Below are 14,061 nucleotides of genomic sequence, written 5' to 3'. Positions count from 1 at the left end.
ATGGTCGAGTTGTTCACTTTTATCGAACAGACGCGATGACGATTCTCGCGATGTAAGCGGGCTCTCTGGGTGGAAGAAGAAAAAAAGCCCGCCAGCAATGCGCCGACGGGCCGATTTTCTTGAAGGATATTGACGCCTGCTTAGAGGTTACGCCCGATATCGAGGAATTTCTGGCGGCGCTCTGCGCGCAGTTGTGTTCCAGATTGCGGGATCAGTTCCTTCAGCGCTGCCTCGATCGTCTTGCCGGTCGCATCGATGACCTTGGCAGGGTCGCGATGCGCGCCACCCATCGGCTCGGGAATGATAGCGTCGATGACGCCGAGACCCTTCAGATCTTCTGAGGTGATCTTCATGTTGGTCGCTGCTTCCTTGGCGCGGGTGGAATCGCGCCACAGGATGGAGGCTGCACCTTCCGGTGAGATAACCGAATAGATCGCGTGCTCGAGCATGTAGACGCGGTTGCCGGTGGCGATGGCGATTGCTCCGCCCGATCCACCTTCACCGATGACGACCGATACGATCGGAACTTTCGCGTTGAGGCACATTTCCGTCGAGCGCGCGATGGCTTCAGCCTGGCCTCGTTCTTCGGCGCCAACGCCCGGATAGGCTCCGGCCGTGTCGATCAGCGTGACGACGGGCAGTGAGAAACGATCCGCCAGTTCGAGAACACGGATGGCCTTGCGATAACCTTCGGGCCGCGGGCTGCCGAAATTGTGCTTCAGGCGGGACTTTGTGTCGCTGCCCTTTTCCTGACCGATAATCGCAACGGGCTGCCCGTTGAACCGAGCAAGACCTGCCTGGATCGCTGCGTCCTCGGCAAATTTGCGGTCGCCGGCCAGCGGCGTGAAGTCCGTGAACAGGGCCTTGGCATAGTCCACGAAGTGCGGACGCTGCGGATGCCGCGCGACCTGCGTCTTCTGCCAGGCGTTAAGCTTGGAGTAGATGTCCTGCATCGCGTCCTGGACGCGGCTTTCAAGGCGTGAGATCTCCTCCGAGGTATCTATACTCTCGTCTTCGGCAGCGAGTTTCTTTAACTCGAGAATCTTGCCTTCCAGGTCAGAGATAGGTTTTTCGAAGTCGAGGTAGTTGTGCATGAGATCCGTTTCCGATCGTTTTGCGCAAGGTTTGACCGGGTGGTCCCGGCGGTTCCGGTCGCTCTATTCAAGGTTTTTGGCCTGTTTGGCAAGAGGGTGGTGCGTTTGTACCAGCTCTTGAAGCCGTTCTTCCAGCACATGTGTATAGATTTGTGTCGTTGAAATGTCCGAATGGCCCAGCAGTTCCTGCACTGCGCGCAGGTCTGCACCGTTCTGGAGAAGGTGGCTGGCAAAGGCGTGGCGCATGACATGCGGCGATATTGCCGATGGCGAAAGCCCCGCGCGGATGGCAATGTCCTTCAGGTCGCGCGCAAAGACCTGCCGGGGAAGATGCCCCTCCTTGCCATTGGAAGGAAAAAGCCACGGGCTTTCCGGCTCGCCTTCCTTTTTTGGAAGTAGGGCGGATCTCGCCCGGTCATAGGCTTCCATCGCCTTTATGGCCGCCCGCGACAGCAGCACCATACGGTCCTTGTTGCCCTTGCCGCGGATCATCAGAAACCGACCGTCATGACGCAGAACCTTGGCCGGCAGCGATACGAGTTCGCTGACGCGCATTCCGGTGGCGTACAGCAATTCCAGCAGGAGATGCATCCGGATACGGGAAATCTGCCCCGGCCCTTCTGTTTCGGCTTCCTTCGATGCCTGCGCAAGAAGCGTCGTAACGTCGGCCACGCTCATGATTTTTGGAAGAGGGCGTCCTTTTTTGGGTGCGTCCAATATGCCGGTCGGATCGTCGCCACGCAGCCCTTCCGAATAGAGGAACTTATAGAACTGCCGCATGCAGGACAGGCGACGGGCCTGCGAAGACGAGGCAAAGCCATTGGCAGAAAGAGATTCGAGATAGGCGGAAAGATCGCTGGTCGTAGCCTCTGATATCGCGATGTTGCGACGATTGAGAAAGTCTCGCATGTCGGTAAGGTCGCGCTCGTAGGATGAGAGCGTGTTTGCCGCTGCCCCTCGCTCCGCACTCATCATTTCCAGAAAACTGTCGAGCCTTGCGGCGTCCTGACTGGCCATTGAAGGGATTTTCCGTCGTCAGGGCGTGGGTGGATTGAGGCGCTCGGATGGTATCCGCACCGTCACTTCACGCGGCTTCGGTTCCACAAGCATCACCAGCGACACCATGCTGCCGTAGATGATGCCAGCGATGGCTGCCAGCACAAACAGGAAACGGAAGAGGGTGGGCATGGACACTCCGGTGCACGTGTTGGGCGACATATGATATGCGGTTTGGGGAAGGACAAGGCCGAGGTCCGGTCATCCTTCGCGTGTTTCATATGATTCTCTTTCTATAAGGCGCAATTAGGCTTGACGCTTGGTAAACATTTGCAGATACCGATGCCAAACGGGCCATCATTCATGAGCGAAACCAACATAACGGTCCACCCCGGCACGGGTGGGAAAAGTCTGGGCGAAAGAGCACGAGCCAAGCTCGGCAGACGAAACCTCGTTTTTGTGGGTTTGATGGGGGCGGGCAAGTCCGCCATCGGTCGGCTTGTCGCCCAGCAACTCAAAATCCCCTTTGTCGATACGGATGTCGAAATCGAGCGCGTATCGCGCATGACGATATCGGAGCTGTTTACAGCTTACGGGGAAGACGAGTTTCGCGCGCTGGAAATGCGTGTCATCAAGAGGCTGCTGCGTGCCGGGCCAAAAGTCGTGTCTACTGGCGGTGGCGCGTTCGTGAATGAAGCGACCCGCAGACAGATCAAGCGCAGCGGCGTTTCCATCTGGCTGAAAGCCGATCTGGACGTTCTCTGGGAGCGGGTCAACAAGCGCGATCACCGGCCGCTTCTCAAGACCGAGAACCCCAAGGCAACCCTTTTGGGGTTGATGGAGAGGCGCTATCCTATTTACGGGGAAGCCGACATAACGATTGAATCACGCGATGTCCGCAAGGAGATCATCGTGAATGAAGTCCTGCAGGCAATTGCAGGGGCAGAACAGAAGGCCTCATCATGACCGTCCACGAAACCATTGAAGAACGTCTTGTCCACGTACCGCTCGGGGAACGCGCCTATGACATCTTGATTGGCCCGGGTCTGATCGGCCGCGCAGGCGGTGAGATTTCCTCTCGCCTGAAAGGTAAGCGCGCCGCCATCGTAACGGATGAGCACGTCGCACCGCTTTACCTCGAAGCTTTGATGGATGGTCTGCAGACCGATGGTATCGAGGCGGTTTCGCTGACGCTTCCGGCTGGTGAAAAGACCAAGAGCTTCGATCATCTGGTAACCGTATGCGACACCGTCCTTGCTGCGCGTATCGAGCGTAACGATGCCGTCATCGCATTGGGCGGCGGCGTTATCGGCGATCTTGCGGGGTTTGCGGCTGGCATCGTGCGTCGTGGCGTGCGCTTTGTGCAGATACCGACGTCTCTTCTGGCGCAGGTGGATTCATCCGTCGGCGGCAAGACCGGTATCAATTCGCGTCACGGCAAGAACCTGCTTGGCGTATTCCACCAACCGGACCTGGTCCTTGCGGATACAGCGGTTCTCGATACGCTGAGCCCGCGGGAGTTTCGCGCCGGTTATGCGGAGGTGGTTAAATACGGTCTGATCGACAAGCCTGAATTTTTTGAATGGCTGGAGAAGAACTGGACCGAGGTTCTCTCAGGTGGACCAGCCCGAATTCAGGCAATTGCCACCAGCTGTCAGGCCAAATCAGATGTCGTCGTGGCGGATGAAAAGGAAAACGGCGTCCGTGCGCTGCTCAATCTCGGCCACACTTTCGGCCATGCCTTGGAAGCGGCGACGGAATATAACAGCGAGCGCCTCGTGCATGGTGAAGGCGTTGCCATCGGTATGGTGCTCGCGCACGAGTTTTCTGCGCGCCTGAACCTGGCCAGCCCGGATGATGCGGCAAGGGTAAGAGCACATCTTGAGGCCGTCGGATTGCCGACGACCATGAAAGATATCCCCGGCAAGCTTCCCGATGTGGAGATGCTGATGACGGCCATCGCCCAGGACAAGAAGGTCAAGGGCGGTAACCTGACCTTCATCCTCACCCACGGTATCGGCAAGTCATTTGTTGCCAATGATGTGCCTGCTTCTGAAGTAAGATCCTTCCTCGGCGAAAAGCACCCCGGCTAACAACACATCGTCAAAAACGCGTCTTTTCTCCGGGCGCTGCAATTTCCAGCGCAAGTGCGTGCAGGCCGGCGTCCAGTTCCGGCTTCAGCACTTCATTGAGCGCGCGATGCCGGTCGACGCGTGACTTGCCGGAAAAGCTTTCCGATACTATCTGAACACGCATATGGGTCTCACCCGTTCCGGTGATATCCGGATGATGTCCGGCGTGCATGTGGCTTTCGTCGATGACGTTGAGCCGAACCGGCGAAAACGCCTCGTTGAGCTTGTTTTGAATACGCTCGCGCAAGGACATGTGTTCGGACTCCAAATCACTGTTGATCATAAAAAGGGGCTACCTAGAAACCCGTAACATTCTGCTTTGTCAATTCTTGTTGTGCGCGTTTTCGCGCACCATAATCAGGATATCATGAAACTGGATTCGAAATACTTCGACCGCATTCGCACGCGCCGTAAACGGGAGCGGGAGCCTGAGGTACAGGCCCCGACATGCCAGTGGGATGGCTGCGACAAGCCGGGCGTTCATCGCGCTCCCGTCGGCCGCAATGCCGAGGGGCAGTTCTTCATGTTCTGTTTTGAGCATGTGAAGGATTACAATAAAGGCTACAACTATTTCTCCGGCCTGTCTGATAGTGAAATTGCGCGCTATCAGAAGGAAGCCATAACCGGCCATCGCCCTACCTGGACGGTGGGCGTGAACAAGACCGCGAGCGACAGCCCGCTGCATTCCACCCTGCGTTCGGGTGCTGCCAATGCCCGTATCCGTGATCCGTTCGGCTTTGCGGGGCAGGGGCGGTCGGGCGGCCCGCGTTACCAGCAGAGCCGCAAACTCAAGACGCTGGAACAAAAAGCCTTCGACACGCTTGGTCTTTCTGTGAACGCCAACCCTGAAGAGATCAAAAGGAGCTATAAGGACCTGGTGAAAAAACATCATCCTGATGCCAATGGCGGCGATCGCGGATCGGAAGAACGTTTTCGTGCTGTAATTCAAGCCTACCAATTGTTAAAGCAATCCGGTTTCTGCTAAGCCCTTTCATGTGATCGCCTGAAAGATATGTGGCCGGGTGGCTGCTACCCGCCTTGGAGACGTTATGAGCAAAATTGACCTCGATATTACCAACCTGCCGGACACGACCGTTTCGGTGCGTGAAGTCTTCGGTATCGACTCGGACCTGCGTGTGCCCGCCTATTCGCAGGGCGATGCCTATGTTCCTGATCTCGACCCGGATTACCTGTTCGACCGCGATACGACGCTCGCCATTCTCGCGGGGTTTGCCCACAATCGTCGCGTGATGGTGTCAGGCTTCCACGGTACCGGCAAGTCGACCCATATCGAGCAGGTCGCAGCACGGCTCAACTGGCCTTGCGTTCGCGTCAATCTGGACAGCCATGTCAGCCGTATCGATCTCGTCGGCAAGGACGCCATCGTGCTCAAGGACGGCAAGCAGGTAACCGAATTCAAGGACGGTATCCTCCCCTGGGCCTATCAGCACAATGTTGCGCTGGTCTTCGATGAGTATGATGCCGGACGCCCTGACGTGATGTTCGTTATCCAGCGTGTTCTGGAATCCTCTGGACGCCTGACCTTGCTCGACCAGAGCCGCGTTATCCGTCCTCACCCCGCTTTCCGCATTTTCGCGACGGCGAACACCGTAGGTCTGGGCGATACGACCGGTCTCTACCACGGTACGCAGCAGATCAACCAGGCGCAAATGGACCGCTGGTCCGTCGTCACGACGCTGAACTACCTGCCGCATGAGCAGGAAGTGAACATCGTCGTTGCCAAGGTGAAGAGCCTCGACAACCCGAAGGGTCGTGAAACAGCGTCCAAGATGGTCCGGGTTGCGGATCTCACCCGCTCGGCCTTCATCAATGGCGATCTTTCCACGGTCATGAGCCCGCGTACGGTCATTACCTGGGCGGAAAACGCGGAAATATTCGGCGATGTCGCCTTTGCCTTCCGCGTGACCTTCCTCAACAAGTGCGATGAGCTGGAGCGGACGCTCGTGGCCGAGCAGTACCAGCGCGCATTCGGTGTTGAGCTGAAGGAAAGCGCCGCAAACATCGTTCTGAGCGCCTGATATTCCCCGGTTTACCGGAGAGCATCACCGATGAGTTGAAGACGTCACCCGCAAGCCGTTTGGCTTTGGGTGACGTTCAGAATCGACAGGAAAGACAATGGCAGGCCGTGGCGACAATGTAAGACCCAAGTCGGGTATGGTGATCGATGCCGAACCTTTGCGTCAGGCCATCACCGGATGCGTGCGGTCGATTGCCGGTGATGCCGAAGTCGAGGTTGTTTTCGCCAATGAGCGGCCCGGTCTGGCAGGCGAGCGGATGCGCCTGCCTGAAATCTCCAAGAAGCCCACTGCGCAGGAGATTGCGGTTACCCGCGGCCTGGGCGATTCCATGGCATTGCGCCTCGCCTGCCATGATAGTGATATTCACGCGAACATGGCCCCGCAGGGTGCGGATGCACGGCTGATCTTCGATGCTGTGGAGCAGGCGCGGGTCGAGTCCATCGGCGCGCGGCGGATGCCGGGAATGGCATCCAATATCCGCGCGATGAATACGGAAAAATACGCCAAGGCCAATTTCGTCAACATCAACACGCAGGAAGATGCGCCATTGGCGGAAGCTGTCGCGATGATGGTGCGTGAGCGTCTCACGGGTGAAAAGCCGCCGGAAAGCGCCGGCAAGGTGCTGGACCTCTGGCGCCCCTTCATCGAGGGCAAGGCGGCGGCTGATCTTGAGGATTTGTCCAAGGTCGTTGAAGACCAGAAGGCTTTTTCGAAGCTCATCCGCAAGATGCTGACGTCCATGGAGATGGCTGAGGATTTCGGCGACGAAGACGATCAGCCTGAAAGCGAAGAGGCCGAAACCGACGAAGACCAGCCAGCCAGCAACGAGACGCAGGAAGAGCAGGTCGAGGAAGAAGCCGGGTCCGATGCTGCCCCTGCCGAGGAAAGCGAAGCGTCCCAGGAGCAGATGGAAGATGGCGAGATGGACGGCGCCGAGATGTCCGAAGACGAAATGTCCGACGACCTCGATGAGGATTCCGAAACGCCGGGCGAGACCCGTCGGCCAAACAGCCCCTTCGACGACTTCAACGAAAAGGTTGACTACCGCATCTTCACGCAGGAGTTCGACGAGGAAATCCACGCCGAGGAGCTTTGCGATGACGCCGAACTGGATCGGCTTCGCGCTTTCCTCGACAAGCAGCTCGCCCATCTTCAAGGGGCAGTCGGACGTCTTGCCAACCGCTTGCAGCGCCGCCTGATGGCGCAGCAGAACCGCTCCTGGGATTTCGATCTGGAAGAGGGTTACCTCGATCCCGCACGTCTGGTGCGTCTGATCATCGATCCCATGCAGCCGCTTTCGTTCAAGAAGGAACGCGACACAAAGTTCCGCGACACTGTCGTTTCGCTTGTCATCGATAATTCCGGCTCCATGCGTGGCCGTCCGATCACCGTGGCTGCCACCTGCGCCGATATTCTGGCGCGGACGTTGGAACGGTCGGGCGTCAAGGTCGAGATTCTCGGGTTCACGACAAAGGCCTGGAAGGGCGGACAGTCGCGGGAGCAATGGCTTGCGGGCGGTAAACCGCCATCGCCCGGTCGCTTGAACGACTTGCGGCACATCATTTACAAGTCGGCAGACGCGCCTTGGCGGCGTGCACGTCGCAACCTTGGCCTCATGATGCGCGAGGGGCTTCTCAAGGAGAATATCGACGGCGAGGCTTTGATGTGGGCGCATAATCGCCTCATCAACCGTCCTGAACAGCGCAAGATCATGATGATGATTTCAGATGGTGCGCCGGTTGATGACTCGACCCTCTCGGTCAACCCCGGCAATTATCTGGAGCGCCACCTGCGCGCCGTTATCGAGCAGATCGAAACGCGCTCGTCCGTGGAACTGCTGGCCATCGGCATCGGCCATGATGTGACGCGCTACTATCGTCGTGCTGTCACGATCGTGGATGCCGATGAACTTGCGGGCGCCATGACGGAACAGCTGGCTGCATTGTTCGAGGACACAAGCACTGCGCCGCGTCGTGGCAGCAGGATGCGCCGTGCAGGCTAGGCCTTTTCGCGCATCCACTTTGTTGCGATCCTTGTTTCGGTTGGTCGGTAAAACGGCCGCTGTCGTCGCCTTGCCGTTCTTCACCTTTGCCCCGTCGGAAATGGCCGCTTCGACGCTGGACGTGGAGGTGCGGTCTAAACCCATCGTGGCTTTCAGCACCAAGTCGAGCCAGAAGCGCTTCGGCCAGCTGGAATTCGTCGGCGGCTTGATTTTCACGTCGCCTGAGCCTTTGTTCGGTGCCATTTCCAGCATTCGTTTTCAACCTGACGGCAAAGACTTCATAGCGGTGCTGGACACAGGCCACTGGATGAGTGGACAGGTCGACCGCAATGCCGATGGTGTTCTGTCCGGTCTTTCCCATGTCAAAATAGATCCCATCCTCGACGAGACAGGGAACGAGGCACGTCGCAAGCGCGACATGGATGCTGAGGGACTGGCATTGCGGGGAGATACTGCCTTCGTCAGCTTCGAGCAGTTCCCACGCATCGGTGTGTTTTCAACGAAGAACCTTGCAGCTGCAACGCCCACCAGCAAAGTGCCGCACCTTCTTCCTGATCAGGAACTCAGGCGCAACGCCGGTATGGAAACGCTTGTGCTTTCGCCAGCATCAAGCCCGCTTCAGGGTGCACTCGTCACCGTCACAGAGGCGAGTGTCGACACTCGTGGCAATCTTTACGCTGCGGTTCTGGACGGACCTCGAAAGGGTCTTTTCTTCGTTGCCAAGGATCCTTCCTTTTCGGTGACAGACGGCGCGTTTCTGGAAAATGGCGACCTGCTTCTGCTTGAGCGCCGCTTCAATCTCGCAGAAGGCGTGGGCATGCGGCTGCGCCGGATTTCTGCCGACACGATCAAACCCGGCGCAGTCGTCGATGGACCCATCCTGTTGGAAGCCGATCTCGCGTACCAGATCGACAATATGGAAGGGCTGGATGTGGTGAAAGGTGCCGATGGCTCGACCCGCCTGATCTTCGTTTCAGACGACAACCATTCCTTCTTGCAGCGCAGTCTCATGCTTGAATTCAAGCTCATCGACTAGCTTGATTGCGCTTAAATGCGACTGGCTGGATGTTGTGTTGAGCGAGAGCTATTCGAAATAGCTTACATATTACAGTAATTTAATATTATGCGGGCTTCCGTTTTGAGCTGTTGCGGCGTTAAGTGCTCAACAGGAAAAACGGTGGCTGCACCGTTTGATCGGCTCTCATCGGATGCGTTCCCCGGAGCCGACGTTGCCAGCCCCTCACGTCCTACCTGATTTTTTATGAAGTAACGAAATGCCGTCGTCCCGGTAGGGCGCAAGCGATCCTGAGCTGGGCTAGGCTCCGCTGATGGACGCTTGTGGAAATGCGCCTTTTGTCCATCGGATAAGCCTCATTCAAGGACCTCCGCATGAAATACGTAGTCACGATCCTCGTTGTTGCTGCTCTGTCTCTATTGGTTTTCGTTTATCGCAGCGAATTCGAAGCCTATCTGCCTGGCTGGGTTGCTCACCCAGCCGGGGGCTCGCAGGGGGCTGTCTCAACCGCCAGCGCTGCGGCGGGTAACGGTGGACGACATGGCGGCGGAGGGGGGCAGGGGCAAGGCCGCTCCGTGACGGTCACCACGGCCGTTGCCAAGACCGGCTCCATTCCTGTTTTGCGTCAGACAATCGGCACCATAGTGCCGGTTGAATCGACTGCTCTGACCAGCCCGATCTCGGGCATCGTCGCAAACGTGCTCGCAAAGGACGGTTCGGAGGTCCAAAAGGGCGATCTTCTGATCCAGCTGGATGACCGCACCATAAGAGCGAATATTCAACGCGACGAGGCGCAATTGGCAAAGGATCAGGCGATCCTCGATTCCGCCAATTCAACGCTGTCCAGAGTTGAAACCCTGAGCAAATCCGGCGTCGATACACAGCAGCAGTTCAGCGATGCCGCCGCAACGGCAAAGCAGGCGGCGGCAACGGTTCAGGTCGACCAGGCAAATCTGGCCGCAGACAATGTCACCCTTTCCCAGACACAGATCCGCGCGCCTTTCGATGGCAAGTTGGGGGCCGTGCTGCTTTCGGCAGGCGCTTACGTCGCGCCCGGCGCAGATGTCGTACTGCTGACGAAAATGAAGCCGGTCTATGCCGAATTCTCTTTGCCGGAGCCGGATCTCGATCTTGTCCGCGCCAATTATGCGAGCAAGACGTTGACGGCCGAAGTCCATTCGACGCAGGACAATAGCAACGCCTCTTCAGGCGATATCGTCTTCATCGACAACAATGTCGACGACGCCTCCGGCACGTTCAAACTGCGGATGCTGCTCGACAACCAGGCGGAAAACTTCTGGCCGGGGCAATCCCTCAAAGTCACCGTCAGCGCGGGCAAAATGGACAATCTCGTGACTGTGCCGATGGTTGCGCTTCAACCGCAGTCGGGTGGCTATATCTCCTTCGTGGTCAAGCCGGACAAGACGGTTGAGAAGAGAAAGGTCACGCTTGCGCTAAGCAGTGGTAATCTGGCTGGCGTTTCCCAGGGCCTTGCTGACGGAGAGCAGGTGGTAACGGAGGGGCAGGCAAGTCTGGTCGAAGGCACGCGGGTAACCGTCAATGCATCGCCCTCTGGTGCTAACGATCCGAAGGCGGAAATATCGCAAAACGGTGTCTCGCTATGAATATCTCCGAGATATTCATCCGCCGCCCGGTCGCAACCATTTTGCTCATCATCGGTGTGCTTTTGGCCGGTGCCGCAGCCTATCGGAACTTGCCGGTTGCGGCGCTTCCGCAAGCGGATTTCCCGACAATCAACGTGTCCGCCCAACTGGCGGGTGCGGCTCCCGATACGATGGCAAGCTCGGTTGCCACGCCGCTCATTAAGCAGTTCGAAACAATAGCGGGTATCGATACGATCACGGCAAGCTCGTCGCTCGGTAACACGCAGATCACCATACAGTTCAACCTGTCTAGAAATATCGATGCCGCCGCAGCCGATGTGCAGGCAGCAATTGCACGTGCCCAGAGGCAGCTGCCCGATAACATGACGACGCCGCCCAGTTATCGAAAGGCCAATCCTGCGGATGCGGCGGTGGTTATTCTGGCGCTGACGAGCGATGGCGCCGATCTTACCAAGATGGATGATCTTGCGGAGAATATCATTTCGCCCGCCTTGTCGACCATATCAGGCGTCGCGCAGGCGCAGATATTCGGCGCTAAGACCTATGCGGTGCGAATAGAGGTCGATCCCTCCAGGCTGGCCAGCCGTGGCCTGTCGCTGGAGGGGCTGTCGAACACGCTGGCGGCAGCCAACGACCAGTCGCCGGTGGGCACGCTGCAGAACTCCTCGCAAGCCCTGACGGTGAATGCCTCGACGCAACGTACGGATGCGTCGTCATTCCGCACACTGATCATCGCCAACCCGAATGGCAGGGCCGTGCGGCTGCAGGATGTTGCTACCGTCAATGACAGTGTCGAAGTGCTCAATCAGGGCAGCTGGCTTGATGGAACCCCCGCCATCGTTCTTGCCGTGCAGCGGCAACCGGGGGCGAACACGGTTCAGGTCGTTGATGCCATCAAGGCAAAACTTCCGGAGTTGCAGGCAAACATGCCGGCGGATATGCAAATCCACGTCGTCAACGATGCTTCGGTTTCCATCCGGGCTGCGGTGGCAGATGTGGAGACGACGCTGATGGTGACGCTGGGACTCGTGGTCCTCGTCATCTACCTGTTTCTGCGGCAGGTCTGGGCAACGCTCATCCCGGCAATTGCGGTGCCTTTGTCTCTTGTCGCAACATTGGGCGCCATGTATGCGCTTGGATTTTCCATCGACAATATCTCGCTGCTTGGCCTGACGCTTTCGGTCGGTCTCGTGGTGGATGATGCCATCGTGATGCTGGAAAATATCGTCCGCAAGGTCGAAGAGGGGATGCCCGCGTTTCAAGCCGCCGTGGAAGGCAGCAAGGAAGTGACGGGCACGATCATCTCCATGTCGATTTCCCTCGTTGCCGTGTTTCTGCCGATCCTGCTGATGGGCGGCATAGTCGGACGCGTTCTCAATGAATTTGGTGTGGTCGTCACGCTTGCGATCATGGCCTCGGCAATTGTCTCTCTTACGGTCACGCCCATGCTGGCGGCACGGCTGCCACATCACCAGTCGCCTGAACGTGCCAGGAAAACACTCTTCGATCGCGCGACAGACGGCTACAGCCAGTCCGTTGGCTGGTGCCTCAATCATCGCTTGCTGGTCATGTTGATGTTTGTGATGACGTTGGTCGGCTCCGGCTGGATGTTTGCCAGCCTTGCGCGCAGCTTCTTTCCAACCGAGGATCTTGGTTTGCTGACGGTTTCGACGCAGGCTCGACAGGACATTTCCTACAAGGCCATGAGCGATCTTCAGGCAAGGGCGGCGGCAATCGTCTCTGCCGATCCTGCTGTCGCGCACGTAACCTCCACGCTCGGGTCCGGCCCCGGTGGTTCGGCACTCAATTCCGGCAACCTGCTTGTCCAGCTCAAGCCCGCCGATGAGCGACCGGTGCTGGCGGTAACGCTGAATGATCTCAGGCACGCGCTATCAGGCATAGCGGGCCTGCGAACCTTTATCACGCCGCAGCAGAGCTTGCGCTTTGGCGGGCGCAGCACCCAGAGCCAATATCAGGTCGTGTTGCAATCCATCGATGCCGCCGCGGCACGGCAATGGTCCCAGACGCTGGCAGATGCCATGCGTTCGGACTCCGCCCATTTCGTCGATGTTGCCTCCGATCTGCAGGACAGTGCCCTGCAAGCCCATATCGATGTCGACAATGATCGTGCCAACAGCCTCGGCGTCACCTCGCAAACCATTCGAAAAACGCTTGAGGCGGCATTTGGCAGCTATGTCGCAACGCAGATCCAGACAACCGGAAACAGTTATGATGTGATCGTGGAATATGATCAGTCACTGGAGTGGACGGAGCAATCGCTCGGCGCGATAAGGGTTTCATCGGCATCGGGCGCTCTGGTTCCAATATCCAGCTTTGCAACAATATCCCGCGTATCAGGACCGGTAACGGTGAACCAGACCGGCCAGCTCACCTCCGTGACGCTTTCGTTCAACCTTCCTGCGGGCGTATCGTTGGGCGATGCGACAGCGCAGATCGACTTGCTCAAACAGCAGATCCAACTCCCATCCACCGTCACGACAAACCTTGCCGGAGCCGCCCAGATATTCAAGCAAACGAGCGACAGCACCGGCCTGCTCATCGGCGCTGCAGTTCTGACGATCTATATCGTGCTTGGGGTTTTCTATGAAAGCTTCCTCCACCCGCTGACGATCCTGTCCGGCCTGCCATCGGCCGCGTTCGGCGCCCTGTTGACGCTGAAGCTCTTTGGTTTCGACCTCTCCATCATTGCGCTGATCGGTCTGCTGATGCTGATCGGCATCGTCAAAAAGAACGCGATCATGATGATCGATGTCGCGCTGACATTGCAGCGGGAGGAAAACATGCCCACGCTGACGGCGATCCATGAGGCGGCCGTCCGGCGGTTGCGGCCCATTATGATGACCACCTTCTGCGCTCTCTTCGGTGCACTTCCGGTAGCGCTTGGAACAGGTGCGAGCTCGGAGCTCAGGCAGCCACTTGGCGTGGCCGTCGTCGGCGGTCTCATCGTCAGCCAGATATTGACGCTCTTCATGACGCCGGTCGTGTTTGTGGAGATTGAGCGCCTGTCCGATGTGATCAAATCGCTGTGGGGTCGTGTCGCACGACGGCCGGTTGTCAATGCCACACATGACGCCAGCCGGACCTGAAGAGGCTTTGATTTTCTAGGGCTAATGCCAATTTCCGCTCGTTTGCCCGTG

General features: G+C 57.9%; 12 protein-coding genes. 8 read left to right on the top strand and 4 right to left on the bottom strand.

The features are described 5' to 3' along the window. Positions 1–140: 140 nt before the first annotated feature. The 3 genes from ASF69_RS13425 to ASF69_RS23370 form a co-directional block, all read right to left on the bottom strand. The gene (locus ASF69_RS13425) at positions 141–1,094 is read right to left on the bottom strand and encodes an acetyl-CoA carboxylase carboxyltransferase subunit alpha (RefSeq protein ID WP_062588241.1); all 954 of its coding nucleotides are present in this window, start codon (positions 1,092–1,094) and stop codon (positions 141–143) included. A 63-nt stretch (positions 1,095–1,157) separates the two neighbouring features. Further along, positions 1,158–2,111: a site-specific tyrosine recombinase XerD gene (gene xerD, locus ASF69_RS13420; protein WP_062588239.1), complete on the bottom strand. Its 954-nt coding sequence runs from the start codon at positions 2,109–2,111 to the stop codon at positions 1,158–1,160. 18 nt (positions 2,112–2,129) lie between these two features. Continuing rightward, on the bottom strand, positions 2,130–2,282 hold the full coding sequence (locus ASF69_RS23370; RefSeq protein ID WP_112962149.1) for a hypothetical protein: 153 nt from the start codon (positions 2,280–2,282) through the stop codon (positions 2,130–2,132). A 171-nt stretch (positions 2,283–2,453) separates the two neighbouring features. On the opposite strand from ASF69_RS23370, the gene ASF69_RS13415 reads away from it, so the two are divergent. Both ASF69_RS13415 and aroB read left to right on the top strand, forming a co-directional pair. After that, positions 2,454–3,056, top strand: coding sequence for a shikimate kinase (locus tag ASF69_RS13415; RefSeq protein ID WP_062588439.1), 603 nt, complete (start codon positions 2,454–2,456; stop codon positions 3,054–3,056). Further along, a complete protein-coding gene (aroB, locus tag ASF69_RS13410; RefSeq protein ID WP_062588237.1) occupies positions 3,053–4,183 on the top strand; it encodes a 3-dehydroquinate synthase in 1,131 nt (376 codons plus the stop codon). The genes ASF69_RS13415 and aroB overlap by 4 nt, the downstream gene beginning before the upstream one ends. Before the next feature lie 10 nt (positions 4,184–4,193). On the opposite strand, the gene ASF69_RS13405 is transcribed toward aroB, so the two are convergent. Continuing rightward, complete coding sequence (locus tag ASF69_RS13405) at positions 4,194–4,475, bottom strand: BolA family protein (RefSeq protein WP_062588437.1); 282 nt, start codon at positions 4,473–4,475, stop codon at positions 4,194–4,196. A 114-nt stretch (positions 4,476–4,589) separates the two neighbouring features. Here ASF69_RS13405 and ASF69_RS13400 point away from each other — a divergent pair, with 114 nt between their 5' ends. The 6 genes from ASF69_RS13400 (at position 4,590) to ASF69_RS13375 (ending at position 14,010) form a co-directional block, all read left to right on the top strand. Further along, positions 4,590–5,207 (top strand): J domain-containing protein, encoded by a 618-nt coding sequence (locus ASF69_RS13400; RefSeq protein WP_062588235.1) that lies wholly within the window; start codon positions 4,590–4,592, stop codon positions 5,205–5,207. Positions 5,208–5,271: 64 nt separating this feature from the next. Continuing rightward, on the top strand, positions 5,272–6,261 hold the full coding sequence (gene cobS / locus ASF69_RS13395; protein ID WP_062588233.1) for a cobaltochelatase subunit CobS: 990 nt from the start codon (positions 5,272–5,274) through the stop codon (positions 6,259–6,261). Between the two features lie 97 nt (positions 6,262–6,358). Continuing rightward, a complete protein-coding gene (gene cobT, locus ASF69_RS13390; RefSeq protein ID WP_062588231.1) occupies positions 6,359–8,263 on the top strand; it encodes a cobaltochelatase subunit CobT in 1,905 nt (634 codons plus the stop codon). A 100-nt stretch (positions 8,264–8,363) separates the two neighbouring features. Beyond that, a complete protein-coding gene (locus ASF69_RS13385) occupies positions 8,364–9,299 on the top strand; it encodes an esterase-like activity of phytase family protein (RefSeq protein WP_062588435.1) in 936 nt (311 codons plus the stop codon). 353 nt (positions 9,300–9,652) lie between these two features. Continuing rightward, on the top strand, positions 9,653–10,903 hold the full coding sequence (locus tag ASF69_RS13380; protein ID WP_082469718.1) for an efflux RND transporter periplasmic adaptor subunit: 1,251 nt from the start codon (positions 9,653–9,655) through the stop codon (positions 10,901–10,903). Continuing rightward, positions 10,900–14,010 carry an efflux RND transporter permease subunit gene (locus ASF69_RS13375; RefSeq protein ID WP_062588229.1) on the top strand — a complete coding sequence of 1,037 codons (3,111 nt, stop codon included), beginning with the start codon at positions 10,900–10,902 and terminating at the stop codon, positions 14,008–14,010. Before ASF69_RS13380 ends, ASF69_RS13375 begins: the two co-directional genes overlap by 4 nt. Positions 14,011–14,061: the final 51 nt, after the last annotated feature.

Origin of the sequence: Rhizobium sp. Leaf311 (assembly GCF_001423445.1) — a bacterium.
In the GTDB taxonomy this organism is placed as follows: Bacteria; Pseudomonadota; Alphaproteobacteria; order Rhizobiales; family Rhizobiaceae; genus Agrobacterium.
Note: the sequence above shows the minus strand (reverse complement) of the source record. Positions and strands in the feature narration are given on the sequence as shown.